This is a genomic window from Streptomyces sp. NPDC002868 (genome assembly GCF_055563295.1).
Genome location: NZ_JBVHDR010000002.1, coordinates 491,727 through 515,946 on the forward strand (window position 1 = coordinate 491,727; position 24,220 = coordinate 515,946).

The window sequence follows — 24,220 nt, forward strand, 5'->3', positions numbered from 1 at the left end:
TCAGCTCACGGCCTGGGCAGCACGCAGCCCGGCCGGCCCAGGTCGATCTTGTTGTCGAGGCCGACGCAGGGGACTATCCCGTATGTCTCCTGGGCGTAATTGATCCCCTGGCGGACCGTGACCGTGCCGTTCTCGTCAACCTCGCACGGGTTGTTGTCGGTGCAGCGCTGGCCGTCCTCGTTGCCCGTGTTGTTGACGGCGACGACCTTGCCGGTGGCGTTGTCGACGACGGGCGAGCCCGAGGTGCCGCCGATGGTGTTGCAGCTGGAGGTGTAGCGGACCGAGTCCTTCCAGGTCCACTCACCCTCTTTGAGGCGGTACGCGAAGCCGTCGATGTTGCAGCTGTAGATGCGCTTCCAGTACCCGGAGACAACCTTGATGGCGGTGCCCTGCACCGGGTGCGCGGCGCCCAGTTCGAGCGCCTTGATGCCGTACCGGCTCTGTATCTGCTGGTAGGTGCTGGTGAGTTGGTACAGCGAGACGTCGGTGTCCGTCATCGTCGCGTACGCGATCTTGCTGGCCCGCAGTGTGGCGACTCTGCTGCCCGCGGAGTTGAGCAGGCCGAAGCTGCGGCTGGACGGCTGGTCGACGATGACCTCGCCCGCGGCCGGGAAGCCGCTCTCTATGCAGTGCCCGTTGGAAAGTACGAGGGCGGGGTCGTCGGGCTCCGAGGCCGGCATGCGCACCACCGATCCGGAACAGTTGCTGAGCGCCACCGTCCCGGCGAAGTCGACTGCTCTGGCGTCGACTTGGGAAGCGGTGGCCGTGGCGCGCGACGCCGTGTCCGGGCCGGCGGCCGCGACCGCGGGTGCCGTGCTTGCCCCGACGAGTCCGAGGACGAGCAGGGCGCCGGCGAGAGGCTTGTTCATGTGGGGGTCCCCTCTTGCGACTTCTGACCGAAGGGTTCCTTCGGTTTGTCATGCGCATTGTTAGGGGATCGGCCACGGTCGACAAGGGACGGATTCCGGTCAGGCGCTCGGTCGTACAGGGAAAACTGCGGCTGTCAGCCGCGTAGTTGGCTCACCGGCAGCAGAACGTGGGCCGCGGTGGTGAGCGTCCGCTCGTCGCCGAGGAAAGACTGGAGCGCTTCCTCGGTGACAGGCCTGCCCGGAACCGCGTCCGGCCAGGGGCGGCTGGCGATCAGGAGGTGCGCATGACCGCGCTCCTCCGCGGCACGGAGCCACTCCGGCGGGGCGGGGCACTGGGCGCTCAGGTAGGGCATGTTGAGGACGGCCCGGCCGCCTTCGACGAGCAGCCGGATCGGGGAGCTGGGTGAGCGGGTCTTGTCGGCCATGCCGCCACCGGCCGAGAGCCCGACCTCCTCGATCACCGCCAGCACGGCCGCCTCCCCCGCCTGCGCACCGTCGGCGCCGTCGCCGAGGGAGTAGGCGAGCAGATAAGGCATGTCATGTCCCTCATCAGGGTCACCGGTCCATGCGAGCACCGAAAGGGTGCCCAACTGGCCGCGCCGAACAGCGTTCTTGGAAGAGCGGGCTGTGGTCATGGTCCGGCACCCTAGTGGCCTGCCAACGCCCTTCACCCCACCCGTTCACCTGGATGGCCGAAGGCGTCAGCCGACAGATCCGCAATTCCACACCGTGCCTCACAGAGGGCGAAAATCCGTTCCCGCCGTACTCCACCTCCGTACCACGGCAGTGACTTCGCCCGGCGGGCGCGCGTTGGCCGACTTATGGCAAGGACTACCGCATCTGCCCGATGGCAGCGCGTCCAGACGGCCACAGTGCCGAACCCGGTGAGTTCGCCGACCGGGACCCCGATCTACGAACAGCTCGTACGGGAGTGGGCTGCCGCCGACCGCACGCTGCCAGGCCTGCCCGACATGGAGTGGAGCCGGCTCGCCCACTATCCGGCGCAGTCGGGCGGCGAACCCGAAGGCCGCCCCGGTCCGCCGCCTCAGCGCAGGGGCTGGCTCCATGACCGGCACCCGGTCTGATCCCGCCCAGGCCGTGGAATGCAGGGGTTTCCGCTGCAGCCAGAACTCGTTACCCATGACGACGGCGGCGACGAACGCGGCCGGAGAAAGGGATGCGAAAAGATGAAGTACTCGCGGGTTGCCGCAGTCGTTGCCGGTTCCGTCGTGGCGATGGGGGCCTCTCCCGCCTTCGCCGCCAGTACGACGCCCATGCCTCCCATGAGCCTCAACGGTGGCCTTGAGACCCTCGGCTCGGCATCGGCTCTGGATCTGACCGACGGGCGGTCCGCGGTGAACTCGGTCGCCGACACCGCGACCGACCTCAACAGCGTCAAGGGCGCCACCCCGCAGCAGGCCCTCAAGACTGCCGCCGAAGTCACCCCGCTGCTGGGTGGCGTCGAGCTGGGTGGCTGAACCGGCGTTCCCCGACAGCGCGTTCGGCAGGGGGTGCAGCCGTCAGCGGCTGCACCCCCTGCCGTTCTGTGCGTCCAGGCCGGCCGTTCTGTGCCTCCAGGCCAGGGACACAATGCCGGGGTGGTGCCACCGGCCAGTACCGGCGACACCACCCCGATGCGAAGCGCGGTCAGCTGTTTTCCGCGATGTTGCCGAAGGCCGGGTTGAGGGCGCCGATGACGTTGACGCTGTTGCCCGACAGGTTGACCGGCAGGTGCAGCGGGACCTCCGCCATGTTGCCGGACAGCGCACCCGGTGAGTTCTGGGCAACGCCAGTCGCGCCGGCGTCGGCGAAGGCGGATCCGGCAGCGGATCCGGCAGCGAGACCAGCGGTGGCGAGAACCAGGGCGGCCTTCTTGACAGAATTCATGGATAGCACCTTCTGTTCGATGTTTTGCCCGACGTAGGGCTCACACGAATCGAAACGGATTGCCCCCCACAGATGACACGGCTCACTACGTCGGTACCCCCTGTTCGGCCCAACGCCCCTATTAGCAGCGCAATATGTGATCCGCTTGCCGGCGCGTCGCGTCGTACGGGCCATTTGGGTGAACCCGGAGAACCAACCTCCCGAGGGAGTAGTTCTCCAGGGCGCTCCAGTAGCGGGCATCGACGCGACCACGCGACCATGCAACAGAAGGACGGAACATGCTCAAGAAGGTTATGACGACTGCGGCACTGACCCTTTCCGTGGCGGCCGCGGGAGCGACAATGGCGCCGCAGGCCATGGCCATCGGCGACGACGGCGGTACGACGTCGCAGAGCGGAAACGACGCCCAGCAGACGTTCGGCAACTCCGAGACCTTCGGGGACATGAGCCCGCAGATCGGCCTCATCCAGGGCTCGCTCAACAAGCCCTGCGTCGGTCTTCCCGCCAAGGCCGACGTCGGCTCCCTCGTCGGCGTCGTACCGGTCTCGGCCCAGGACATCCCGATCCTGTCGGCCCCGCAGACCCAGCAGTGCAGCGAGAACTCCACCCAGGTCAAGGGTGACGAGCCGCTGTCGCACGTCCTCAGCAGCATCCCCGTCCTGTCGGGCAATGGCGAGGGCAACGGCTGAGTCCCAGCGGCAGACCGAAGTCCCCGGCGCCAGTTGCCGGGGACTTCGCTGTGTCTGCGTACGCCTCTGTCCGGGTCAGCTGGTCCAGAAGGTCCACCAGCGGGTCAGGATGAGCATCCCGATGCCGCCGGTCCAGAGCACCGGCGGCACCCAGTGGAACTCCAGCAGCCCCTTGCGCAGTCCCTCCGGGACCCTGATGAAGCGGTGCTTGATGTTGTGCAGGGTGACGTAGCTGAACATCACGATCGTGGCGGCCCAGGCCAGACAGCACCACAGGCAGAGCGCGTTGATGCTGTACAGCGACTGGTACTGGAGCCAGCTGCAGAAGCCGACGCCGAACAGGGTGCCGGCGTTGAGACCCAGCCAGTACCAGCGCCGGTAACGCGCACCTGCCAACAGCGCGACACCGATGGCGATCACCATCGCGTAGGCCACAAGCCCGAGCATCGGATTCGGGAACCCGAACGCCGACGCCTGCTCGCTCTTCATGATGTTCCCGCAGGACACCACCGGATTCAGACTGCACCCCGGCGTGAAGGACGGGTCCTCAAGCAGCTTGAACTTGTCGATCGTGATGACCCACGAAGCCAGCAGCCCGGCCGCACCCGTGATCACCAGAAGCCACGCGAGGCCACGACCGGCGCCGACTTCTCTCTCGACGGCCCGTCGCCTTCTCCCATGGCCGACGGGCACCGGTCCGGTCACTGTAATTGTCATATGGTTTCACCGTTCTGATAGCGAAGTGGGGCCCGACCGTGCCTCAATCCAGAATGGCGAATGCCCGCCAAAATCCATTCGGCAAACGGATGAAACCGAGCCCTGTAGATCATCGAGCCGTGGTCAAATGAACGTGCAGACCGTGCACGATATCTGCTCCGGGTGTACGCCTCCAGCCGACGGCGCATTGCGTCGTGGGGCCTAGCCATGCCTCCTATTGTCATGGCGCATCCGGGCACGACGATCTGCACCATCGGCGGAGGGCCTCAAGAAGACCCTCCGCCGATATCGCGCAGGAGTGCGCCGTCGCGATACCGGCATTCGAGTGAACGCACGGAACCAAACTCGCCCGGACGCGGTTGATCAGCCTGATCCACGATCGGTCGTTCACAGCGAAGAGGGACAAACAGTGATCAAGAAGATTCTGACTGCCGCGATGGTTACCGCTTCGATGGTTGGCGCCGGCGCGGCGATGGCGCCGCATGCCATGGCCATCGGCGACGACGAGGGCACCATGTCGACCAGCGGCAACAACGCCATTCAGAGCTTCGGCAACTCCAGCACCAGCGGTGCAATGAGCCCGCAGATCGGCCTCGTCCAGGGCTCGCTGAACAAGCCCTGCGTCGGCCTTCCCGCCAAGGCGGACGTCGGCTCGCTCGTCGGCGTCGTACCGGTCTCGGTCCAGGACATCCCGGTTCTCTCGGCCCCGCAGAACCAGCAGTGCGCCGAGAACTCCACCCAGGTCAAGGGTGACGAGCCGCTGTCGCACATCCTCAGCGACATCCCCGTCCTGTCGGGTAACGGAACGCAGAACCAGTAACGTGCTCATGTTCGGTGCGTCAGTTGTTTCAACAAATGCAAAATACGCACCTGGAGCCACTGATTCGCAATCCTGGAGAATCCTCTCGGCAGTCCGCCAAATTACGCGTGCTGCATACGAGTGACTTTCTGGACCTGCAGCCTTGTTGAGGTTTCTTTATGGGAAACCAATCGTTACAAATGCGCAGAGGTGTTCACTACAGGAAACTGGCTGCGCAGCGCGAAGGTCGCGCATGCGTATGACACCGCTGCCGAAAGGATCGAAATGAAGCACAAGAAGGTCGCAACCGTTGCCGCGGGCGTCATCATGGCCCTGGGCGGCGCCGCGCCCGCCATGGCCGACGCGGGTGCCGAGGGTGTCGCCACCGACTCCCCGGGCGTACTCACCGGCAACGTGATTCAGGTTCCGGTTCACGTTCCCCTCAACGCCTGCGGCAACACCCTCAATGTGGTTGCCCTGCTCAACCCTGCCTTCGGCGGCGTCTGCAGCACCGCCTGACAGCCCAGCAGCCTGCACAGGGCGCAGTGGCCCAAGACCCCGGAGAGCACCGCAGCGCTCTCCGGGGTCTTCCGCACGCTTCAGGCCCCCTTCAGCCCCCCCCTCGACCGCGGCCGATAACAGCCCTATTCAACGCCCGCATTGGTCCCTACCATTCCCATCGATCCGGCTCTTCGAGAAGCACTCAGAACTGCTTGAAGAGTTGACATGCCCATGCGCTTCTATGGGCTTGCCTCCGGGTGAACCCCTCACATTTCCCGATGGGAGAATCATGTCCCGTACACTTATTGCGGGCGGCGCGGCAGTGGCATTTCTCGCTTCACTGCTTGCCGCACAAAACGCTTCCGCAGTCAGCATCGCGCCCCCGGACAAAATCACGATCGACATCGCGACGGTAAACGGATCGGGGTGTCGCCCAGGCACCGCCGCGGTGGCCGTGTCCGAGGACAACACCGCCTTCACCGTGACGTACAGCGAGTACCTCGCGAAGGTCGGCGTGGGCGCAGGGCCGACCGACTACCGGAAGAACTGCCAGCTCAATCTCGTCGTGCACGTTCCGCAGGGCTTCACGTACGCGATCGCCAGCGCCGACTACCGCGGTTTCGCGGGTCTGCAGTCCGGCGCCACTGCCACCCAGAAAGCGTCGTACTACTTCCAGGGCTCACCGGACACGGCGGCGAGAAATCACCCCTTCAAGGGCCCACTCGACGACAACTGGCAGGCGACCGACTCCACGGAATGGGGTCAGCTGGTATGGGCGCCGTGCGGGGTGAAGCGAAACTTCAACATCAACACCGAAATCCGGGTCAATGCCGGAACCTCGGATCCGAAGAAGACGACGAGCTTCATGACGATGGACTCGACGGACGGTGAGATCAACACCATCTACCGGCTCGCATGGAAGGTATGCGAGGAGTCCTGAGCGAACGCGACGCCCCGGCCGCCTTCTCGGTGGCCGGGGCGTGTGCGGCACGGTGCGCGTACGCTCCGGCCGCCCTGTCCGGGGGCCGGGATGCCCTACGGTGTGGCCGTGACCGAGACCTGGCAGCCCACCGTCCCCGGCGTCCTGTGCCTCCCCTCCGGACGCCTCGTCCGAGGCCGCGGCCTGCGCCGACCGCTCCCTCCCGGTCCGACGCCCACGTACGCCGTCCATCTGCTCGGCAAGCGGCCGCCGGAGGTCCCCTGGGAAGCCCGTTGGCTGCGCTGGCCGGACTTCTGGCTGCCCAGCAGCGACACCGACGCCCGGGCTGTCCTCGGCGAGGCGTGGCACCGCGCCGCCGACGGGCGCGTCGAGATCGCCTGCGGCGGCGGCCGCGGGCGCACGGGCACCGCGCTCGCCTGTATCGCCGTGCTCGACGGGGTTCCGGCCGACCGGGCCGTGGAGTTCGTGCGGCAGAACTACGACGCCCGCGCCGTCGAGACCCCCTGGCAGAAGCGCTACGTCCACCGATTCGCCGCTTGACCGGAAGAACCGCCGGTCACCCGAACCCGACCCGCTCCAGCCAGAAATCGAGCAGCTCCGCATCGCCCAGGATCTCGATGCGCTCGCTCCGCGCGGGCCGCCGCCCGTACACCACCAGCAGCAGCTCCGTCAGCGGGCCGCGCACCGCGACCGCCGCCTTCTCGTGCGCTCGGCGCCAGGCGATCTTGTCGCCAGTGAGGTCCATCAGCCACTCCGCCCCCAACTCCGGCGTGGTGTCCGTGGCGTGGAAGTGGAGCGTGCGGCTCGGGCCGAGCAGCTCGCGCTGCTCCGGGTGGTACTCGAAGATCTGCGGCAGCGAGCCGAGCTCCATCCACTCGTCGACGGCGTCAACGGCGACCCCCTCCTCCGCCGTGAACTCCGCGCCGACCGCCAGCGTCGCGTCGGCCCGGTGGATGAGCGTCTCGTGCGCGAAGCGGCGGGCCCAGAACACCGGCGTCCGACCCGGCACCGCGGTCCACATCTGCGCGTCGGGCCCGGCGGCGCGCAGCGTCTGAGCCAGTTGCTCGGCGCCCTCGGCGAGCCACGGGCCGAGCACGGCCGGGTCCTCGTCCGTGTAGCCGGACAGGTCGCGCAGCTGCTCGTCGGAGGGAGGTGCCGTAGCCCTGGTCCGTACGATCGTCTCGACCCAGCGGTGCCCGCCGCCGAGATGCCGCAGCAGCTGGCCGAGATTCCACCCCGGACAGGAGGGCACCGGGGCCGTCAGGTCCGCGCCGTCGATGCGGGATCTCAACAGGTCGGTCTGCGTGACGATTTCGGCGCAGTAGCGGTCAAAACTCAGCAGAGTCATGGCGCCACCGTAGGCCGCACCACTGACAACAGGGTGACGAGGGCAACATCGATCCGCCGCCTTCCCGCGCCCGCAGCGCAAACCGCAGGTGTACGGACCGTCCCGCCGCCCCTTTCGAAGGGAACGAGCCGCTCTCACCGGCCGATGCGCCAAACCGGACATTCGAACCACCCACTCGTAGCCCTTCCCGGGCCGCTGCGAGGTCCAAAACAGGAAGCGATCAGCTTTACGCGCCCGTAAGCTCAGCGACATGCAGGTGATCCAGTCGACGAAGCTCGCAAACGTCTGTTACGAAATCCGGGGCCCGGTCCTCGAGGAAGCAATGCGGCTGGAAGCAGCAGGGCATCGCATCCTCAAGCTCAACACCGGCAACCCCGCGGCCTTCGGCTTCGAGTGCCCGCCCGAGATCCTCGAGGACATCCTCCGCAACCTCGGCGGCGCGCACGGCTATGGCGACGCGAAGGGGCTGCTGTCCGCGCGTCGCGCGGTGATGCAGCACTACCAGACGAAGAGCATCGACCTGGACGTCGAGGACATCTACCTCGGCAACGGCGTCTCCGAGCTGATCCAGATGTCGATGCAGGCGCTGCTCGACGACGGCGACGAGGTGCTTGTACCGGCCCCGGACTATCCGCTGTGGACCGCGTCCGTATCCCTCGCGGGCGGCACGGCCGTGCACTACCGGTGCGACGAGCAGGCCGACTGGATGCCCGACCTCGCCGACATCGAGCGGAAGATCACCGATCGCACGAAGGCGATCGTGATCATCAACCCGAACAACCCGACAGGCGCCGTGTACTCCGAGGAGATGCTCCGCGCTCTCACGGAGATCGCCCGCCGGCACAACCTGATCGTCTGCTCCGACGAGATCTACGACAAGATCCTCTACGACGGCGCCACGCACACTCCGACCGCCGCGATCGCCCCGGACCTGATGGTCCTGACCTTCAACGGGCTCTCCAAGAACTACCGGGTGGCGGGCTACCGCTCCGGCTGGATGGCGGTCTGCGGCCCGAAGGCGCACGCCGCCTCGTACATCGAGGGCCTGACAATCCTGGCCAATATGCGGCTGTGCGCGAACATGCCCTCGCAGCACGCGGTGGCCACGGCGCTCGGCGGCCGGCAGTCGATCGCGGACCTCGTCCTGCCGGGCGGGCGGATCCTGGAGCAGCGAGACGTCGCGTACGACCTGCTCACCCAGATCCCGGGCGTGACCTGCGTCAAGCCGAAGGGCGCGCTGTATCTGTTCCCGCGGCTCGACCCCAAGGTCTACAAGATCAAGGACGACCGGCAGATGGTGCTCGACCTGCTGCGCACCGAGAAGATCATGGTCGTGCACGGTACGGGCTTCAACTGGCCGGAGCCGGATCACTTCCGGATCGTGACGCTGCCGGCGGCGAAGGACCTGGCGGACGCGGTGACGCGGATCGGGACGTTCCTGGACGGCTACAGCCAGCCCTGAGCCGGCCGCGAGCGTGGCCTGAGCAAAGTGTCCCGACCCGGCTCAACTTTAGACAGAATCTAAGCTAGGATGGTCTCCTGACAGCGAGCAGGAGGCCATCCCCATGTACGAGCCGATCCGCACCAAGTCGGTCCACGCGATGGCCGACGACGCCCAGTACCCGCACCGCACCCGCGAGGAGGAGCTGGACATCCAGCTCGCCGGTCATCTCTCCGCGCTGCTCGCCGTCACCGACGAGCTCGGCCTCGACAGGGCCGCCGAAAGCATCGCGGCCCAGGTCGCCCGCCTCCGCGGCACCCCGCCCGTCCGCCACGCGGGCCTGAGCGGCTCGGACCCCGCGTCCCTGCACCGCCGCGCACTCGCCCTCGCGGGCCGCGCCCTCGTCGTCGCGGCATCCCGCGCCGACACCGCCGCCGCGATCCTCTCCGCCGAGCGGATGGACGCACACACCGCCGCCCTGGCCGAACTCCGCCTGGTCGGCGCCCACTGACGGCCCCGGTTCGCGGGCCGCGGAGGCGCGCGGACCGGGTGCCACCAATTCCGTACGCAAGAGGGGCCCACCGAAGACTTCTTCGGTGGGCCCTTCTGGTATCTCAACTCAGGTCGACCTCGACCCCAAATTCACGCAGGACGGAAATCGCAGATCCGAGAACGCCCGCGCCGATGTTCTCCTGTGCCTCTGCAAAGTTCTGCCAGACTAGCCGGAATTGATCAGCATTCGATCGACTCGACGCCAGGCAGTCGGCAAGCGCGTCGAGATTCGAACCGAAATAGCCTCCCGGACCATTCACGGCCTCTCCGAGAGCGCAATAGAAGCCCGCTATGTCGGCCAGGCCGCCGCCGTCAATCGCGCACGTCGCATCCTCGCCGTAGCGTGCCGCGTTCCGACCGGATCCGAACCAGACGGTCTGCGCGACGTGCAGCCAACTGCCATGGGATTCCGATGGGAATTTTCGCCATTCACCCAATTCGGCCGGGTGCCCCGCAGCCCAAAGCTGCCAGAACTTTCCCGCCCACGGATAAGGGAAGGAACAGCCGAAGAAAGATGCTTCCACATCCGTGGCGCCGCTGACCCGTTCACTCGCGCGGGCCGCCCTCAAGTCGACCCTGCCGATGTAGTACTCACCGATCACTTCGCCCTGCACGTCCATCACCTGGAGCCGCACATTCTGAAGGAGTCCGGGGACCTGATCCGGTGCCATCGAGGTTCCGATCAGGCCAATGGCACCCGACTCTTCCTGTGGCGAATCGACGAAAAATCCCTCGATGTCCCATGAGGCAAGAAACACCCGCTGCGATTCATCATCGACAAATCGATACAGGGGGCTTACGCCAGTTTCACTTCCCATGCCACGGAGAATATCAGGTCCCCGTCGGTGACCACTTCAATCCGCTCGATTGCTTCTTCACCTTTGGCGGCTTCGGCCAGCCGTCGTCAGGGAAAGCGTGGCGCGTGAACTTGTGGATCGTCGTGTAGTGATTGACGCTCGTGCTGCCCGGTATCAGCGTCACGATGCCTTTTTTCCTCCCGCTGCCCTGATTTCCTCATCGGCGTCGACGAAGGCGTTCGAAAGCCCCCGGGGAAGCGGCGCCCGCGAAGGCGGCGGTGGGAATCGACTCTCCCGGCGAGCCCAGTCCGCGCCCGCCGTGGTGTCCAGGCCCGAGTCGCGGGCCGTGCCGCCGTAGATCACCGTGACCGCTCCGGATCCGGCCTTGCCGCCGATCGTCGCGTCCGGATCCGCGATCGCCGTGTCCCGCAGGCAGTCGCCGCTGTAGTCCAACTCACCTCCCCCTCCGCAGGTGCCGGCGGCGGACGCGGCCGAGTGACCGAAGCACGCTATGGCAGCCGTGATGAGAAAGCCGAGAACCGCCAGCCAGGCGATCCAGTATCCGACTCGGTAGTTCCTTCCCCATAAGCCCGCTGACGTCGGCTCACGCCGAATGGCGTCGGTGGCTTCCCCCTGGCCGGCATCGACCGATTCAAGCGAATCGGCTTCGGGTGGCGCGCACGGTGGCACCACATCCTCATTACTCACAACCCCACCCCAGTTCCTACATGTCCTTCACATAAGTCTGAAGAGCTTACGTTCATGGACAGGTGGGTCACGTGTGACGGGAGTCATACGCTACGGGCGGCTCAACTCGCATCTCCGGCCCAGCGCAGCCGACGGGCGCGTCGCGTGGGTGAGAGTGGCTGATTCCAGCGGGGAAAAGGGTCCGGCCCCCGGAGCCGTGAGGGGGCTCCGGGGGCCGGGACGCGGCGGACCTGCGTGACCCCACAGGTCAGGGCGGATGTCGAGTTGGCCCGCCGCGACGATCCAGTACGGGCGTCAGCCGAGCCGGGCGACCAGCGCGCGGTACTCGTCCCACAGCTCCTTCGGCGTGTGGTCGCCGAAGGTGTTGAGGTGGTCGGGGACCAGCGCGGCCTCCTCACGCCAGACCTCGTTGTCGACCTTGAGCAGGAAGTCGAGGTCCTCCTCGGGCAGATCGAGGCCGTTCGTGTCGAGGGCCTCACGCGTCGGCAGGATGCCGATCGGCGTCTCGACGCCCTCGGCCTTGCCCGCCAGACGCTCCACGATCCACTTGAGCACGCGGCTGTTCTCGCCGAAGCCCGGCCAGACGAACTTGCCCGCGTCGTTCTTGCGGAACCAGTTCACGTAGTAGATCTTCGGCAGCTTCGACGCGTCGGCCTGCTGCCCGACCTTGATCCAGTGGGCCATGTAGTCGCCCATGTTGTAGCCGCAGAACGGCAGCATCGCGAACGGGTCGCGACGCAGCTCGCCGACCTTGCCCTCGGCCGCCGCGGTCTTCTCGGAGGCGACGTTCGCTCCGAGGAAGACACCGTGCTGCCAGTTGAAGGACTCCGTCACCAGCGGAACGGCGCTGGCGCGGCGGCCGCCGAAGAGGATCGCCGAGATCGGCACGCCCTTGGGGTCCTCCCACTCGGGCGCGGCGATCGGGCACTGCGAGGCGGGCACGGTGAAGCGGGCGTTGGGGTGGGCCGCCGGGGTCTCGGACGCGGGCGTCCAATCGTTGCCCTTCCAGTCCGTGAGGTGGGCCGGGGCCTCCTCTGTCATGCCCTCCCACCAGATGTCGTTGTCGTCGGTGAGCGCGACATTGGTGAAGACGGCGTTGCCCCACAGGGTCTTCATGGCGTTGGCGTTGGTGTGCTCACCGGTGCCGGGCGCGACGCCGAAGAAACCGGCCTCGGGGTTGATCGCGTACAGCCGGCCGTCTTCGCCGAACCGCATCCAGGCGATGTCGTCGCCGATGGTCTCCACGGTCCAGCCGGAGATGGTGGGCTCCAGCATGGCGAGGTTGGTCTTGCCGCAGGCGCTCGGGAAGGCGGCGGCGACGTACTTGGACTCGCCCTGCGGCGGGGTGAGCTTGAGGATCAGCATGTGCTCGGCGAGCCAGCCCTCGTCGCGCGCCATGACGGACGCGATGCGCAGGGCGTAGCACTTCTTGCCGAGCAGAGCGTTGCCGCCGTAGCCCGATCCGTACGACCAGATCTCGCGGGTCTCGGGGAAGTGCGAGATGTACTTGGTCGTGTTGCAGGGCCAGGGGACATCCTTCTGGCCCGGCTCCAGCGGGGCACCGAGGGTGTGCACGGCCTTGACGAAGAAGCCGTCCGAGCCGAGCTCCTCGAGGACGGGCTGTCCCATGCGGGTCATGGTGCGCATGGAGACGGCGACGTAGGCGGAGTCGGTTATCTCGACGCCGATGGCGGACAGCGGCGAGCCCAGCGGACCCATGCAGAACGGCACCACGTACATGGTCCGGCCACGCATCGAGCCTCGGAAGATGCCCTCCTCACCGGCGAAGATGTCCTTCATCTCGGCCGGGGCCTTCCAGTGGTTCGTCGGGCCCGCGTCCTCCTCCTTCTCGGAGCAGATGAAGGTGCGGTCCTCGACGCGGGCGACGTCGCTCGGGTCGGACGCGGCGTAGTAGGAGTTCGGTCGCTTGATCGGGTCCAGCTTTTTGAAGGTGCCCTTGGCGACGAGCTCCTCACACAGGCGCTCGTACTCGGCTTCGGATCCGTCACACCAGACGACGCTGTCCGGCTGCGTGATTGCTGCGATCTCGTCGACCCAGGAGACGAGCTCCTGGTGGTTGGTGGGGACGGTGCTGGGAGCCGCGATGTCGCGCGCCACGATCGCTCCTAAGTGAGGGGTTCGAAGGTTGTTGCCCCGTGGGGGCTGCGACCCGGATGCTTCGGTCCCTTTGTTGCTTCCTGGCGCTCATCCGGTGCCGACCGCACTCATCTGATCATCCGTGCAGTATGCGCATATGTCCAGAGGACCTCTCACGTGAGCATCGCCACTCGAAGCCCGATCCGCATCTCGAGGGCCGCTCGGGCCGGGCAGCAGGGAGGACGCGGCGAGGAGGTACGGGCCCACTGTTACCTACGGTTGCGTAGGTACCATCCTCGTCATGACTGCTGCCGCGTCCGAAGTGACCGACATAGAGCCACTCCCTGTGAAGCCGAGGCTGCGCGGCTGGCTGCATGCCGGGATGTTTCCCGCCGTCCTGGTCGCGGGCCTGGTGCTCACGGCGCTCGCCGACTCCACCCGGGCCCGGGTGGCCTGCGCGATCTACGTCTTCACCGCGTGCCTGCTCTTCGGCGTGAGCGCCCTCTACCACCGCGGCAACTGGGGCCCGCGTGGCGAAGCCGTGCTGCGCAGGCTCGACCACGCCAATATCTTCCTGATCATCGCGGGCACGTACACCCCGCTGACGATGCTGCTGCTCCCCGGTTCCTCCGGGCAGGCACTGCTGTGGGCCGTCTGGGCGGCGGCCGTGGCGGGCATCGCGTTCCGGGTCTTCTGGGTCGGCGCCCCGCGCTGGCTCTACACGCCCTGCTACATCGCGATGGGCTGGGCGGCGGTCTTCTTCCTGCCCGACTTCATGCGCGCCGGCGGGATCGCGGTGCTCGTCTGCGTGATCGTCGGCGGGCTGCTCTACAGCGCGGGCGGCGTGATCTACGGAATGAAGCGACCGAATCCGTCGCCGCGGTGGTTCGGCTTCCACGAGGTCTTCCACTCGCTCACGCTCGCGGCGTTCATCGTGCATTACGTGGGCATCTCGCTGGTCGCCTACCAGCACTCATGACAACTTTTGAGAGTTGCAGTCATTTGACATTGACTCTCGGGTTGGCTGCCATGTCTCGCCGCCGCGATGCAGGACAATGACGGACATGGCCGCCACGACACGTAGCCCCGCGCGCGATTCCCTCGCCGAAGCGCAGCCACAACTCGGCCTGCGCGAGCGCAAGAAGCTCAAGACGCGGATCGCGATCCGCCGGGCGACGTACCGGCTCATCTCGGAGCAGGGGTACGAGGCGACCACCATCGAGCAGATCGCGGAGGCCGCGGAGGTCTCCCCGTCCACGGTCTTCCGCTACTTCCCGACGAAGGAAGACATCGTCCTCACCGACGAGTACGACCCGGTCATGGAAGCGGAACTGCGGGCGCGTCCGGCCGACGAGGACCCGCTGGACGCGATCCGGCATGTGATCACGCACCGCCTGTCGACCTTCGTCCGGGACGACCGCGAGGAGGTCATTCAGCGCACCAAGCTGCTGGTGGAGGTCCCGGCTGTCCGGGCCAGGATGACCGAGGCCATGGACACCACGTCCGAGCTGCTGGTCCACGCACTCGCCGACCGCACCGGCCGGGACCACGACGACCTGGACGTACGGGTCTTCACCGCGGCGGTGCTCGGGGCGCTGCGCGAGGTGATGCTGTACTGGGCGGCGCGAGACCACCAGGACGATCTGGTCGAGCTGGTGGACCGCGCGCTGACGACGATGCGGGGCGGGCTGAAGCTCTGACCCGGGGCTCCGCCCCGGACCCCGCGCCTCAAACTCCCCCAGACTTCGTCCGGGGGGACCCCCACGAGGCTGAATTCGGGGCTCCGCCCCGGACCGCGCGGACACGCCCCGAAGGGCGTGCCCGATCCGCCCGGGGCTACCTCGCCCCGTCCTCCTTCCCGCACGCCACCCCGTCCCTGTTCGGGTCGAGCCGCAAGGGGTCGTCCTTCCCGTTCACCTTCAGCCGTCCGTACTCATGCGCCGCCAGCCACCCGCACCGCGCCGCCGTCGTCGCCTTCACCTCCCGTGGGAACACCGTGGGGACACAGACCCCGGCCGCGCCGTAGTGCCGGTCGCAGCCCGCGATCTCCGGGCTCACCGGCGCCGAACTCCGCTTCTTCTGCGCCTTCTTCGGCGCCTTCGCCGGAGCGTCCGCGAAGTCGTGGACATGCGCGGACGGGGCATCGGCCGCCATCGCCGCCGGTCCCCCGAGATGCACCCACTCGGCCACCGACGGGATCCCGTTCGCGTCGACCGCGAAGAGCATGTACCAGCCGGGAGGCGCCATATTGGGGTTGCTGGTGACATTGAGGTCGACGTTGTTGCCGTCCACCGTCATCGGCAGGTCCAGGAACCGCTGGTTGGGGTCGGAGGAGTGCGTGACCGCGGCCGGGCGGATCAACTCCGCCTTGGCGATGGGCCGGTCGACCGTGATCCGCTGGGTGTCGCCGTACGTCCACTGCCCGTCGATCACCGAAGTGATCTTCGGTCGGGCGCCCTTGAGCAGATACGGCGGCGTGTAGACGGACACATTGTGGTTGTACGTGCCGTTGCCCGGGTTGTCGCCCACCGCCATCACCCGCCCATCCGGCAGCAGAAAGGCCGAGGAGTGGTACGTCCGCGGGATCGGGTCCGTCGCGAGACCCTCCTCGTACGTATTGGTCGCCGGGTCGAAGAACGACGCCTCGTACACCGGGTCGGCCCGGTCGTGCAGCCCGCCGCCCGTCTCGAAGACCTTCCCGTCGGGCAGCAGCACCGCCGAGACGAACATCTTGCCCTCGGCGCCGGTCTGCGGCCGCTTGCCCTGCCCCTGGTCGACCTGGCCCTGCGGCAGCAACGGACCGTGCGTATAGACCGGGTTGGGCTCCTTGAGGTCGATGATGTCGGTGAAGCGGTTGGCGGCCGGGTTGGTCTCGTTGTTGCCGCCGCCGATCGTCAGCACCCGCTGGTCCTGGGCGGGCGGCAGCAGCACGCTCGCCGACTCGTCCCGCTGGTCCTTGTTCTGCAGACCGGGCACATCGGTGATGGTGTTGGCGGTGTAGTCGTAGATGGAGGCGCCGGAGCCCTGGGTGCCGTTGCCGAAGACATGGCTGCCGGAGTAGAAGAGCCGTCCGTCCTGCATCAGGATCATCGACGGGTACAGACCCCAGTACGACCAGGTCTGGTTGACCTCGTTCATCGGCAGCCACTTGTTCTGGGCCGCCGAGAACTTCTCGGCCGTCACATTGCCCGTCGAGTCCTCCTTCAGACCGCCGAAGGAGATGACGTCACCGTTGCCGAGGATCGTCGCCGACGGGTACCAGTGGCCGCCGTTCATGTCGTTCGTCTTCGTATACGTCTCGGTCGCCGGGTCGAAGATGTACGAGTCCTTCAGCCCCTGGTAGCCGATCGTGCCGTCGGCCGACGGATAGCCCTTGTTGCCGCTCATCACCAGGACCTTGCCGTCCTGGAGCTGCACATGGCCGGCGCAGAACATGTCCACGGGGGTGGGGATGGTCCGGAAGGCGCCGGTGGCCGGGTCATAGACGGCGGAGGTGAAGGTGCCCGCCTGGAACTGCGCCTCGTCGTTGCCGGAGCCCGCGATGACGAGGACCTTCCCGTTGTGCAGAACCACGGAATGCATGGAACGCACCGGGTTCTGGACCGGCAGGACGTCCCAGCGGCCCTTGGCGCACTCCTCCGGCGTCCCCGTGCAGACGGGGTCGGGGGCGGGTACGGTCACTTCCTCCATGACGTAGTCGTCGGTGGTGACCGAGCCCGTGCCGTACACGGACACGCCCCAGGTGATCTGGTCGGTGCCGGGCGGGACGGCGGGGGTGCGGACCTCGACCCGCTCGTAACCAGCGCTCATCGGAAGGGTCTTGAGGTCCGTCCAGTACTGCCAGCCGCCCGTCACATCGTGCCGGAAGAGCGTGACGGCGGTGTCGGGGGTGGTGCTCTTGTACCAGAGGGAGAGGTCGTACTGACTGTCCGGCTTAACCTTGGGCGCGCAGACCGCGTCCTCGGTGATCAGGGCCTTGCGGTCGCCGTCGACCCGGCGGCTCAGCGAGACCTTCATGGCCTTGCTGCCCGAGTGGGCGTCGGCGACGGTCTCGAAGGTGAAGTCGTTGTCGCCCCAGCCGGACTTCTCCCAGCAGGCGGGCATGTCGGCAACGCCGGCGGTCTCGAAGCCCGGATTGGTGATCAGGTTGGGCGGGCCGGCGGAAGCCTGCTGCGGGGCGGATATCAGCAGCCCCCCGGTGAGCGCGGCGACGGCGAGCAGCGCGACACGGCGTCTCCTGCCTTGCAGCGCGACGCGGCGTCTCGCGCCTTGCGGCGCGGTGCGGCGTCTCCCGCTTCGCAGCGCGGCGCCCGCCGCTCGCATGCGGCGCGGCGCGCGGACGCGCGGTATCCGCAGCATGCGCGGCTTGGACGCACCGGTCTCTGGCCCCGAGGGCCCGGATGTGGGTGACTCGGCTGGCATTACACGGTCCTTTCCTTGCGGCTCCCTCGACTGCTGCGGCTGTTGCGGCCGCCTCCCTCGTCCCGGTGGCGCCCACCGCTGCGCGGCAGATAGACAAGCGCCTCCGTCGCCGCGAACCGCAGGACGAACGTGGTCAGCAGCGCCAGCGTGGTGGCGGGCAGCACCGCCATCTCCATCCGGCCCACGAACAGCGCGATCAGCGGGATGCGCAGCAGCAGATCGGCGTTGGCGAGCAGCGCGAACCGGCCCACCCGGTCCGCCCAGTGCCGGTGCCTGCGGCGGTCCCGGAACAGCAGCACCTCGATGAGGAGGAAGTTCCAGATCACGCCGAACTGGTTGGCGACGATCTCGGCCGGCAGATAGTGCATTCCGGCTGCGGTCAGGACATGCAGCCCGAGCAGGTTCGGCAGAAAGCCGGTGAGGCCGATCAGACCGAAGGCCACCATCCGGGCCGCCGATGATGCCGTACGCAGCGCGACGAGATGCCCGAGGAAGCGCATCCCTTCCTTCGCCGTCGACTTGGACTCGCCGGCGAACCTCTCCTGGAAGACGAACGGCACCTCGGCGACCGTCTCAGGGCGGCAGCGCACCGCCAGCTCCAGCAGGATCTTGTAACCGAGCGGCTTCAGCGCCTCGGCCGTCACCGCGCTGCGCCGGATCGCGAAGAAGCCGCTCATCGGGTCGCTGATGCCGCGCAGCCTGCGCGGGAAGAGTGCCTTCGTCAGCCAGGTCGCCCCGCGCGAGACGGCGATACGGTAGCCGCCGGCGAGGCCCGCGCGGCTGCCGCCGCGGATGTAGCGGCTGGCGACGACGAGATCGGCGCCCGACCGCTCCCCCGCCGCGACGAGTTCGGGCACGAGCTCGGGCGGGTGCTGGAGGTCGGCGTCCATGACGACGATCCAGTCGGAGCCCGCGCCCTTCAGACCCTCGACGACCGCACCGCCGAGCCCGCCGGTCGGGACGTCGCGGTGCAACACGGCGACCGGGAACGGGCAGTCCTGCGCGGCGCGGCGGATCACATCCGGAGTGTCGTCCGTGGAGTCGTCGACGAAAACGACCTCGCAGGGCAGCCGGGACGGCACGGACTCGGTGAGCTGGTGGAGCAACTCCCTTATGTTCTCGGACTCGTTGAAGGTCGGGATGATGACGGTGACAGCGCCGGGCTCGGCGAGCTGGGCGGCACTGAGCTCCGGATCGCCGAGTTCCTCGGCGCCCGTACGGGGTGTGGTGGTCATCGCTCGCCTCCGGTGATCCGGCGGATCTCGATCCGGTCCTCGCCGTCGCCGAAGACGGCGACGGGCTTCGAATGTTCAAGTGCCGCCTTGACGTTGGGCAGGTCGACGGCATCGCGGCGGACGGTCGGCGACGAGACGACATAGTCGAGATCCCGCCAGCCGCGCGGCATCGTCTTCGTCACCGCGGGGTCGAGGTCGGCCTTGTAGAACCAGATCGCGCCGGTGCCGGGCTCGAACCCGTCGTGCACGAGGTCCAGCCAGAGCGCGTCGTCGACCAGGACCCGGGTGGAGGCGGGGTCGGCGACCTCGTTCTGCATCCAGGAAGCGGCCGCGCGGTAGGGGGCGTTGGCGTCGACGGTGAGGGCGTCGCGGTTTCCGGCGTACCAGCTCGGCACGACGTATGCGGCGGCGGCAAGGGCGAGGACGGCGGCGACCGTCCACCGTATCGCCGGGGCTCCGCCCCGGACCCCTCCCCCTGCGTCCTGGCGGGAGTGGGGGTCTGGGGGCGAAGCCCCAAGCCGCCGCCGCAGCACCGCGTGCGCCACGCTCGCCGCGCCGCCCGCCAGCACCAGTGCCAGGAACGGCAGCGCCTGGATGACGTACATCGCGGGCAGATAGCCGGAGGGCCTCATCGCTACGAGCGCGAGGATCGCCACCACCAGCGCCGGTCCGGCGAGCGCGCGGGCGGTGACCGACCAGCGCAGGGTCACCAGCAGCAGGGCCGCGCCTGCGAGTCCGCCGAGCGGCAGCACCCGGTCGTAGTAGAGCCAGGACCGGAAGACGCCGTGCGAGCCCGAGCCCGAATCGAAGATGGAGCCCGAGCCCTCGCGGCCCATCTGGTACGTGATCCCGTCGATCAGCGACACATGGCCGGGCCCCGGGAACAGCTCATTGTTGAGCAGCGCGAAGAGCGGATACGCGAGCCCGATCAGCGCACATGCGGTGATCGCGCCGGTCACCGCGAACTTACGGGTGTCCCGGTGGCTGTGCCGCCACATCGTCACCAGCAGCGCGGGCAGCACCACCAGCATCGTCTCTTTGGTGAGCACCGAGGTCGCTGCGGCGAGCCCGGCGGCGAAGTGGTGCCACAGATGGCGGCTGGGGGACGCGGCCAGGCAGAACGCCAGCAGCATCCACATCACCGCGATGTTGTCCAGGAAGATCTCGCGCTGAAGCACCACGGAGAGCGGGGAGAGCCCGAAGAGCAGCATGGCAAGTCCGGCGGCCCAGCGCGGCAGGAACAGCCGGCGCGCCAGCACGTACAACAGCACCGCGCACGCCGCGCTGACCAGCAGCATCGCGAACCGCATCGTCGCCACGGTCATCGTCTCGGGCGCGATAAGCGACGGAATCCAGGTGAGCGCGGCTATCTGGATCCAGCCGAGCGGCGGATGGTCGTACCAGTACGTGTAGTGCGCGAGCCCGTCGCCCTGCTGGACCGCCCAGGCCTGGGCGAGATAGGTGCCTTCGTCGTCGCTGAGAGTCGGGAAGTGCGTGATGTTCCAGCCCTGGACGAGGAGGATCACGGCCAGCAGCCCGAAGCACAGCAGCAGATCGGGCCGCGAGCTGCGGAAGCGTATGACGGGCCGGATATGAACGGGCACCGTCGGCCGGGGCTTCGCGGCAGCGGGCGGAGTGGCGGTGTCAGGAGCCGGAGGCAGAGTTGTGGTCACCGGTGGGCGTCCTCTCGGGTCTCGGTGAGATGCGCGCCGACATGACTGGTCAGCTCCCACTCGTTGCGTCCCCGCTGCTCCCGCCAGACGGCGCGTATCGCGGCGCCGGCCAGGAGGACCTGGTAGAAGGGACCTCCGACGATGAGCTTGAGGTAGTGGACGGTCCGGACGCGAAGGCCGTACTGCTTGCCGAAGTCGTGCAGTCCGACGATTTCGAAAACGACCGTGACCATGGCCGTGATCAACGGCAGGAAGGTCACGATGGCGATCCCGACGGGGACGTCGAGGAAGAGCGCGATGGCCACGTTGAGCGGGATGATCACGCCGGAGAAGGCCTGCAGGAATGGCGTCATCAGGGTGTAGCGGGCGAGCCACCGCTGTCCGAAGCCCGGGAGCTGTTTCCAGTCCTTCTTCCGGTAGACCTGCAGGAAGCCCTGGTTCCAGCGGGTGCGCTGCTTGAGCAGGCTCATCAGCGTGCCGGGGGTCTCCTCGCGGGTGACCATGTCGCTGTCGTACGCGACGACGACCTTCTTGCCGACGGACGAGAGCCGGACGCCCAGGTCACAGTCCTCGGCAAGGCAGTTGGGGTCCCAGCCGTCCGCTTCGCGCAGCACAGCCGTACGGACGAAGACGGTGTTGCCGCCGAGCGGGATGAAGCCCTTCTGTGCGTGCAGATGCAGCCGGCTGCGGAACCAGAAGAAGTACTCCAGGCAGTTGCGCAGGCTGTACCAGCTGGAGTGGAAGTTGATCAGCTGTACGCCGCCCTGGACGACGTCCGCGCCGGTGGAGGTGAAGGCGTGGTCGACGTGGGCGAGCAGCTCGGGGTGGACCTGGTCCTCGGCGTCGAAGACGCCCACGATGTCGCCGCGGCAGTGCGGCAGCGCGGTGTTGAGGGCCTTGGGCTTGTTCTTCACCTCATGCGTGTCGGTGATGACCCGCACCCGCACCGGATCGCGCTCGGCCGAACGCTCGGCGACCGCCGCGGTCTCCGGGTCGTCGTGGCCGACGATCACGATGATCTCGAAGTTGGAGTGGCTGGATTCCAGCAGCCGCTCGATGGTGTGCTCGAGCACGGCCTGCTCGTGGCGGGCCGGCAGAAGCAGAGAGAAAGAGAGCCCGACGCCGCCGTCGGGCCGGTCGAACCGGGTCGCCGCGAGTATCTCGGGCGTACGCCAGGCATGCATCTGCCACCACAGCGTGAAAGCCGCCATCCAGAACAGCGCCACGGAAATGGCAACAACGAACACCGATATGAGCACCGAAAGGTCCCCCCTTGGACCTGCGCCCCGGCAGCAGGACCCCCCTGGCCGGCGACACACCTTTGTCAGCCTCGGTGCGGCACTCCCCAGTGCACAACCTCGGCTACTCCTCGTGCCGAGGACCCTATAGGCGGAAGGTTAAAGTCCGGTGCTCGCCTGATAAAAACTGAAGTTGAGCCGTCAATTGGCGAGTTTTCCGGCAAGTGCGGATGCGTCCGCGGTAGGGGCGTCACAAACGAAGTGCTTGCACACGTACGCGGCGGGGCTGCCGTCCACCAGAGGGCGGTCCCCAAGCAGCGGGAACTCCTCGCTGTCCGGTTCGCCGACTGCGACCACCGCGCCCGGGGCCTGCGACAATAGCGCCGTACGGTGCAACTCCCGTGTCGCCGCGTCGTCCTGAGGGCCGACCACCGCCACCTCGCGCGGCCCGTCCAGCAGCGCCTCCGCGACCGCGAGCCCCCAGCCGATGAAACGCGGGGCCCGCGGCCCGAGCGCCTTCACCACACCCAACGCGCCCTCCGCGGCGGTGCGATGGGCCTCGGAGCCGGTGTGGGCTGCATACGAAAGCAGCGCGCCGGCCGCCGCCGTCCAGCCGGACGGGGTCGCGCTGTCCGTCGGGTCCTGGGGGCGGCGGATCAGCCGCTCGGCGTCGTGCGCGGTGTCGTACAGCGCCCCGCCCTCGGCCACGAACTGGTCGATGACGATGTCCAGCAGAAAGCCGGCGAAATCCAGCCAAACGCCTTCGCCCGTCACGCCCGCGAGCGCCAGGAAACCCTCCGCGACATTCGCGTAGTCCTCCAACACCCCTGAATTGGCGCCGACTTGGCCACCCTTGGAGGTACGGGCGAGGCGCGCCCCGCTGTCCATGTGCAGCCGCACCAGCAGATCGGCAGCCTCGGTGGCCCGCTCGACGAGATCCGGCCGCTCAAAGTACGCGCCGGCCTCAGCGAGCGCCGCGATCGCGAGGCCGTTCCAGGCGGCGACCACCTTGTCGTCCCGCTCGGGCCGCGGCCGCTGCGCCCGTGCCGCAAGCAGCCGCTCCTTGATCGACGATTCGACCTCCCCGTCGGGGAGTTGAAGGACAGAGGCGCCCTCCTCAAAGGTGCCCTCCTCCGTCACCCCGAACAGCTCGGCGGCCCGCCGCCCGTCCTCGTCCCCCAGCACCTCGCGCAGCTGCTGCGGCGTCCATACATAGAACGCGCCCTCGACATGCTTGCCCGTACCTCCCCCAGAGCCTTCGGCCTGGGGGTGCCCCCATCCGTCTCCGACGGCGCTGTCCGCGTCGAGGGCCGAGGCGAACCCTCCCTCGGCCGTGCGCAGCTCCCGCACCATGAAGTCCGCGGTCTCCAGCGCCACCCGCCGGGCCAGCTCAGAACCGGTCGCCCGCCACAGATGCGCGTACACCCGGCAGAGCAGGGCGTTGTCGTAGAGCATCTTCTCGAAGTGCGGCACCACCCACGCGCGGTCCACCGAGTACCGTGCGAAGCCGCCGCCGAGCTGGTCGTACATCCCACCGCGGGCCATCGCCCCACACGTGTCCACGGCCATCTCCAGTGCACCCTCGGCCCCGGTCCGGGCGTAGTGCCGCAGCAGGAACTCGACGACCATCGACGGCGGGAACTTGGGCGCGCCGCCGAAGCCGCCGTGCCGCTCGTCGTACTCCCGGGTCAGCCCGAGCAGCGCCTGCGCCAGCTCCTCCTCGCCCGGCACCCCCTCGCCGCCGTACGCGAGCGAGCGCCCGGCCAGATCCCGGACGATCTTCCCCGCGACCTCGCCGACCTCGTCCCGCCGGTCGGCCCAGGCGGCCGCGACCCCTTCGAGGACCTGCCGGAAGGAGGCCATGCCGTGCCGGGGCTCGGGCGGGAAGTACGTACCGAAGTAGAAGGGCTCGCCGTCCGCCGTGAGGAAGACGGTCATGGGCCAGCCACCCTGCCCGGTGGCGGCCTGCACGGCCTCCATATAGACCGCGTCGACGTCGGGCCGCTCCTCGCGGTCGACCTTGATGTTGATGAAGTGCTCGTTCATGTAGGCGGCAGTTTGTTCATCTTCAAAACTTTCGACCGCCAGAACATGACACCAGTGGCAACTCGAGTAGCCGACGCTGAGCAGCACGGGTACCCCGCGCCTGCGGGCCTCGTCGAAGGCCTCGCCCGACCACGGCCACCAGTCGACCGGGTTGTCGGCGTGCTGAAGGAGGTAGGGGGAAGTCTCATGGGCGAGGCGGTTCGGCATACTCCCATCCTCTCTCAGGTGCGGATGATCGTCAGACTCTCTCGCGCTGACGCG

The 24,220-nt window shown here is 67.8% G+C and carries 25 protein-coding genes; 11 read left to right on the plus strand and 14 right to left on the minus strand.

Going from position 1 to position 24,220, the window contains the following annotated elements; genetic code table 11:
- Positions 1-5: 5 nt before the first annotated feature.
- Together ACZ3H8_RS08130 and ACZ3H8_RS08135 are read right to left on the minus strand one after the other, a co-directional pair.
- Entirely contained in the window at positions 6-869 is an 864-nt protein-coding gene (locus ACZ3H8_RS08130) for a S1 family peptidase (protein ID WP_467398910.1), read from the minus strand.
- Positions 870-1,003: 134 nt separating this feature from the next.
- The gene (locus ACZ3H8_RS08135; RefSeq protein WP_467398912.1) at positions 1,004-1,504 is read right to left on the minus strand and encodes a DUF5949 family protein; all 501 of its coding nucleotides are present in this window, start codon (positions 1,502-1,504) and stop codon (positions 1,004-1,006) included.
- Positions 1,505-1,753: 249 nt separating this feature from the next.
- Between ACZ3H8_RS08135 and ACZ3H8_RS08140 the strand changes: the two genes are divergently transcribed.
- Together ACZ3H8_RS08140 and ACZ3H8_RS08145 are read left to right on the plus strand one after the other, a co-directional pair.
- A complete protein-coding gene (locus ACZ3H8_RS08140; RefSeq protein ID WP_356226689.1) occupies positions 1,754-1,954 on the plus strand; it encodes a hypothetical protein in 201 nt (66 codons plus the stop codon).
- 102 nt (positions 1,955-2,056) lie between these two features.
- Positions 2,057-2,347, plus strand: coding sequence for a hypothetical protein (locus tag ACZ3H8_RS08145; protein WP_467398916.1), 291 nt, complete (start codon positions 2,057-2,059; stop codon positions 2,345-2,347).
- A gap of 169 nt (positions 2,348-2,516) precedes the next feature.
- Here the strand turns inward: ACZ3H8_RS08145 and ACZ3H8_RS08150 are convergent, their stop codons facing one another.
- On the minus strand, positions 2,517-2,756 hold the full coding sequence (locus ACZ3H8_RS08150) for a chaplin (RefSeq protein WP_467398918.1): 240 nt from the start codon (positions 2,754-2,756) through the stop codon (positions 2,517-2,519).
- 278 nt (positions 2,757-3,034) lie between these two features.
- Here ACZ3H8_RS08150 and ACZ3H8_RS08155 point away from each other — a divergent pair, with 278 nt between their 5' ends.
- Positions 3,035-3,445: a rodlin gene (locus ACZ3H8_RS08155; protein WP_467398921.1), complete on the plus strand. Its 411-nt coding sequence runs from the start codon at positions 3,035-3,037 to the stop codon at positions 3,443-3,445.
- Between the two features lie 75 nt (positions 3,446-3,520).
- Here the strand turns inward: ACZ3H8_RS08155 and ACZ3H8_RS08160 are convergent, their stop codons facing one another.
- Entirely contained in the window at positions 3,521-4,162 is a 642-nt protein-coding gene (locus ACZ3H8_RS08160; RefSeq protein ID WP_467398923.1) for a vitamin K epoxide reductase family protein, read from the minus strand.
- A gap of 409 nt (positions 4,163-4,571) precedes the next feature.
- On the opposite strand from ACZ3H8_RS08160, the gene ACZ3H8_RS08165 reads away from it, so the two are divergent.
- From ACZ3H8_RS08165 to ACZ3H8_RS08180, 4 genes are all read left to right on the plus strand, one after another.
- Positions 4,572-4,982 carry a rodlin gene (locus ACZ3H8_RS08165; RefSeq protein WP_467399943.1) on the plus strand — a complete coding sequence of 137 codons (411 nt, stop codon included), beginning with the start codon at positions 4,572-4,574 and terminating at the stop codon, positions 4,980-4,982.
- Between the two features lie 264 nt (positions 4,983-5,246).
- Positions 5,247-5,480 (plus strand): chaplin, encoded by a 234-nt coding sequence (locus ACZ3H8_RS08170; protein WP_356226724.1) that lies wholly within the window; start codon positions 5,247-5,249, stop codon positions 5,478-5,480.
- A 271-nt stretch (positions 5,481-5,751) separates the two neighbouring features.
- Positions 5,752-6,402 carry a DUF4360 domain-containing protein gene (locus ACZ3H8_RS08175; RefSeq protein WP_467398926.1) on the plus strand — a complete coding sequence of 217 codons (651 nt, stop codon included), beginning with the start codon at positions 5,752-5,754 and terminating at the stop codon, positions 6,400-6,402.
- Positions 6,403-6,510: 108 nt separating this feature from the next.
- Positions 6,511-6,942, plus strand: a complete 432-nt coding sequence (locus ACZ3H8_RS08180) for a phosphatase domain-containing protein (RefSeq protein ID WP_467398928.1) — start codon at positions 6,511-6,513, stop codon at positions 6,940-6,942.
- Between the two features lie 16 nt (positions 6,943-6,958).
- On the opposite strand, the gene ACZ3H8_RS08185 is transcribed toward ACZ3H8_RS08180, so the two are convergent.
- Positions 6,959-7,750, minus strand: coding sequence for a maleylpyruvate isomerase family mycothiol-dependent enzyme (locus tag ACZ3H8_RS08185; RefSeq protein ID WP_467398931.1), 792 nt, complete (start codon positions 7,748-7,750; stop codon positions 6,959-6,961).
- Between the two features lie 250 nt (positions 7,751-8,000).
- Here ACZ3H8_RS08185 and ACZ3H8_RS08190 point away from each other — a divergent pair, with 250 nt between their 5' ends.
- A complete protein-coding gene (locus tag ACZ3H8_RS08190) occupies positions 8,001-9,212 on the plus strand; it encodes a pyridoxal phosphate-dependent aminotransferase (RefSeq protein ID WP_467398933.1) in 1,212 nt (403 codons plus the stop codon).
- Between the two features lie 103 nt (positions 9,213-9,315).
- Entirely contained in the window at positions 9,316-9,702 is a 387-nt protein-coding gene (locus ACZ3H8_RS08195) for an SCO4983 family protein (protein ID WP_467398935.1), read from the plus strand.
- A 103-nt stretch (positions 9,703-9,805) separates the two neighbouring features.
- Here ACZ3H8_RS08195 and ACZ3H8_RS08200 read toward each other — a convergent pair whose 3' ends face one another.
- The 4 genes from ACZ3H8_RS08200 to ACZ3H8_RS08215 form a co-directional block, all read right to left on the minus strand.
- Complete coding sequence (locus ACZ3H8_RS08200; protein ID WP_467398938.1) at positions 9,806-10,561, minus strand: barstar family protein; 756 nt, start codon at positions 10,559-10,561, stop codon at positions 9,806-9,808.
- Between the two features lie 13 nt (positions 10,562-10,574).
- On the minus strand, positions 10,575-10,724 hold the full coding sequence (locus ACZ3H8_RS08205; protein ID WP_467398940.1) for a hypothetical protein: 150 nt from the start codon (positions 10,722-10,724) through the stop codon (positions 10,575-10,577).
- Entirely contained in the window at positions 10,721-10,993 is a 273-nt protein-coding gene (locus tag ACZ3H8_RS08210) for a hypothetical protein (protein WP_467398942.1), read from the minus strand. The genes ACZ3H8_RS08205 and ACZ3H8_RS08210 overlap by 4 nt, the downstream gene beginning before the upstream one ends.
- Before the next feature lie 549 nt (positions 10,994-11,542).
- Positions 11,543-13,366 carry a phosphoenolpyruvate carboxykinase (GTP) gene (locus ACZ3H8_RS08215; protein ID WP_398983469.1) on the minus strand — a complete coding sequence of 608 codons (1,824 nt, stop codon included), beginning with the start codon at positions 13,364-13,366 and terminating at the stop codon, positions 11,543-11,545.
- Positions 13,367-13,646: 280 nt separating this feature from the next.
- On the opposite strand from ACZ3H8_RS08215, the gene trhA reads away from it, so the two are divergent.
- Together trhA and ACZ3H8_RS08225 are read left to right on the plus strand one after the other, a co-directional pair.
- Entirely contained in the window at positions 13,647-14,324 is a 678-nt protein-coding gene (trhA, locus tag ACZ3H8_RS08220; protein WP_467398945.1) for a PAQR family membrane homeostasis protein TrhA, read from the plus strand.
- Positions 14,325-14,409: 85 nt separating this feature from the next.
- On the plus strand, positions 14,410-15,045 hold the full coding sequence (locus tag ACZ3H8_RS08225; protein ID WP_467398947.1) for a TetR/AcrR family transcriptional regulator: 636 nt from the start codon (positions 14,410-14,412) through the stop codon (positions 15,043-15,045).
- Positions 15,046-15,181: 136 nt separating this feature from the next.
- Here the strand turns inward: ACZ3H8_RS08225 and ACZ3H8_RS08230 are convergent, their stop codons facing one another.
- The 5 genes from ACZ3H8_RS08230 to ACZ3H8_RS08250 all read right to left on the minus strand — a co-directional run bounded on the left by ACZ3H8_RS08230 (position 15,182) and on the right by ACZ3H8_RS08250 (position 24,166).
- Complete coding sequence (locus tag ACZ3H8_RS08230) at positions 15,182-17,668, minus strand: galactose oxidase-like domain-containing protein (RefSeq protein WP_467399947.1); 2,487 nt, start codon at positions 17,666-17,668, stop codon at positions 15,182-15,184.
- Between the two features lie 98 nt (positions 17,669-17,766).
- A complete protein-coding gene (locus ACZ3H8_RS08235; protein ID WP_467398950.1) occupies positions 17,767-19,002 on the minus strand; it encodes a glycosyltransferase in 1,236 nt (411 codons plus the stop codon).
- Positions 18,999-20,675 (minus strand): ArnT family glycosyltransferase, encoded by a 1,677-nt coding sequence (locus ACZ3H8_RS08240; protein WP_467398952.1) that lies wholly within the window; start codon positions 20,673-20,675, stop codon positions 18,999-19,001. The genes ACZ3H8_RS08235 and ACZ3H8_RS08240 overlap by 4 nt, the downstream gene beginning before the upstream one ends.
- The gene (locus tag ACZ3H8_RS08245; RefSeq protein ID WP_467398954.1) at positions 20,672-21,934 is read right to left on the minus strand and encodes a glycosyltransferase; all 1,263 of its coding nucleotides are present in this window, start codon (positions 21,932-21,934) and stop codon (positions 20,672-20,674) included. The genes ACZ3H8_RS08240 and ACZ3H8_RS08245 overlap by 4 nt, the downstream gene beginning before the upstream one ends.
- 180 nt (positions 21,935-22,114) lie before the next feature.
- Positions 22,115-24,166, minus strand: a complete 2,052-nt coding sequence (locus ACZ3H8_RS08250; protein WP_467398957.1) for a thioredoxin domain-containing protein — start codon at positions 24,164-24,166, stop codon at positions 22,115-22,117.
- Positions 24,167-24,220: the final 54 nt, after the last annotated feature.

Bases quoted from the DNA above. Each gene is read 5' to 3' on its own strand.
- ACZ3H8_RS08190 (WP_467398933.1), top strand. From the start codon at position 8,001: ATGCAGGTGATCCAGTCGACGAAGCTCGCAAACGTCTGTTACGAAATC.
- ACZ3H8_RS08225 (WP_467398947.1), top strand. From the start codon at position 14,410: ATGGCCGCCACGACACGTAGCCCCGCGCGCGATTCCCTCGCCGAAGCG.
- ACZ3H8_RS08230 (WP_467399947.1), bottom strand. From the start codon at position 17,668: ATGCGAGCGGCGGGCGCCGCGCTGCGAAGCGGGAGACGCCGCACCGCG.
- trhA (WP_467398945.1), top strand. From the start codon at position 13,647: ATGACTGCTGCCGCGTCCGAAGTGACCGACATAGAGCCACTCCCTGTG.
- ACZ3H8_RS08200 (WP_467398938.1), bottom strand. From the start codon at position 10,561: ATGGGAAGTGAAACTGGCGTAAGCCCCCTGTATCGATTTGTCGATGAT.
- ACZ3H8_RS08160 (WP_467398923.1), bottom strand. From the start codon at position 4,162: ATGACAATTACAGTGACCGGACCGGTGCCCGTCGGCCATGGGAGAAGG.
- ACZ3H8_RS08145 (WP_467398916.1), top strand. From the start codon at position 2,057: ATGAAGTACTCGCGGGTTGCCGCAGTCGTTGCCGGTTCCGTCGTGGCG.
- ACZ3H8_RS08195 (WP_467398935.1), top strand. From the start codon at position 9,316: ATGTACGAGCCGATCCGCACCAAGTCGGTCCACGCGATGGCCGACGAC.
- ACZ3H8_RS08250 (WP_467398957.1), bottom strand. From the start codon at position 24,166: ATGCCGAACCGCCTCGCCCATGAGACTTCCCCCTACCTCCTTCAGCAC.
- ACZ3H8_RS08155 (WP_467398921.1), top strand. From the start codon at position 3,035: ATGCTCAAGAAGGTTATGACGACTGCGGCACTGACCCTTTCCGTGGCG.
- ACZ3H8_RS08150 (WP_467398918.1), bottom strand. From the start codon at position 2,756: ATGAATTCTGTCAAGAAGGCCGCCCTGGTTCTCGCCACCGCTGGTCTC.
- ACZ3H8_RS08130 (WP_467398910.1), bottom strand. From the start codon at position 869: ATGAACAAGCCTCTCGCCGGCGCCCTGCTCGTCCTCGGACTCGTCGGG.
- ACZ3H8_RS08185 (WP_467398931.1), bottom strand. From the start codon at position 7,750: ATGACTCTGCTGAGTTTTGACCGCTACTGCGCCGAAATCGTCACGCAG.
- ACZ3H8_RS08175 (WP_467398926.1), top strand. From the start codon at position 5,752: ATGTCCCGTACACTTATTGCGGGCGGCGCGGCAGTGGCATTTCTCGCT.
- ACZ3H8_RS08170 (WP_356226724.1), top strand. From the start codon at position 5,247: ATGAAGCACAAGAAGGTCGCAACCGTTGCCGCGGGCGTCATCATGGCC.
- ACZ3H8_RS08235 (WP_467398950.1), bottom strand. From the start codon at position 19,002: ATGACCACCACACCCCGTACGGGCGCCGAGGAACTCGGCGATCCGGAG.
- ACZ3H8_RS08135 (WP_467398912.1), bottom strand. From the start codon at position 1,504: ATGACCACAGCCCGCTCTTCCAAGAACGCTGTTCGGCGCGGCCAGTTG.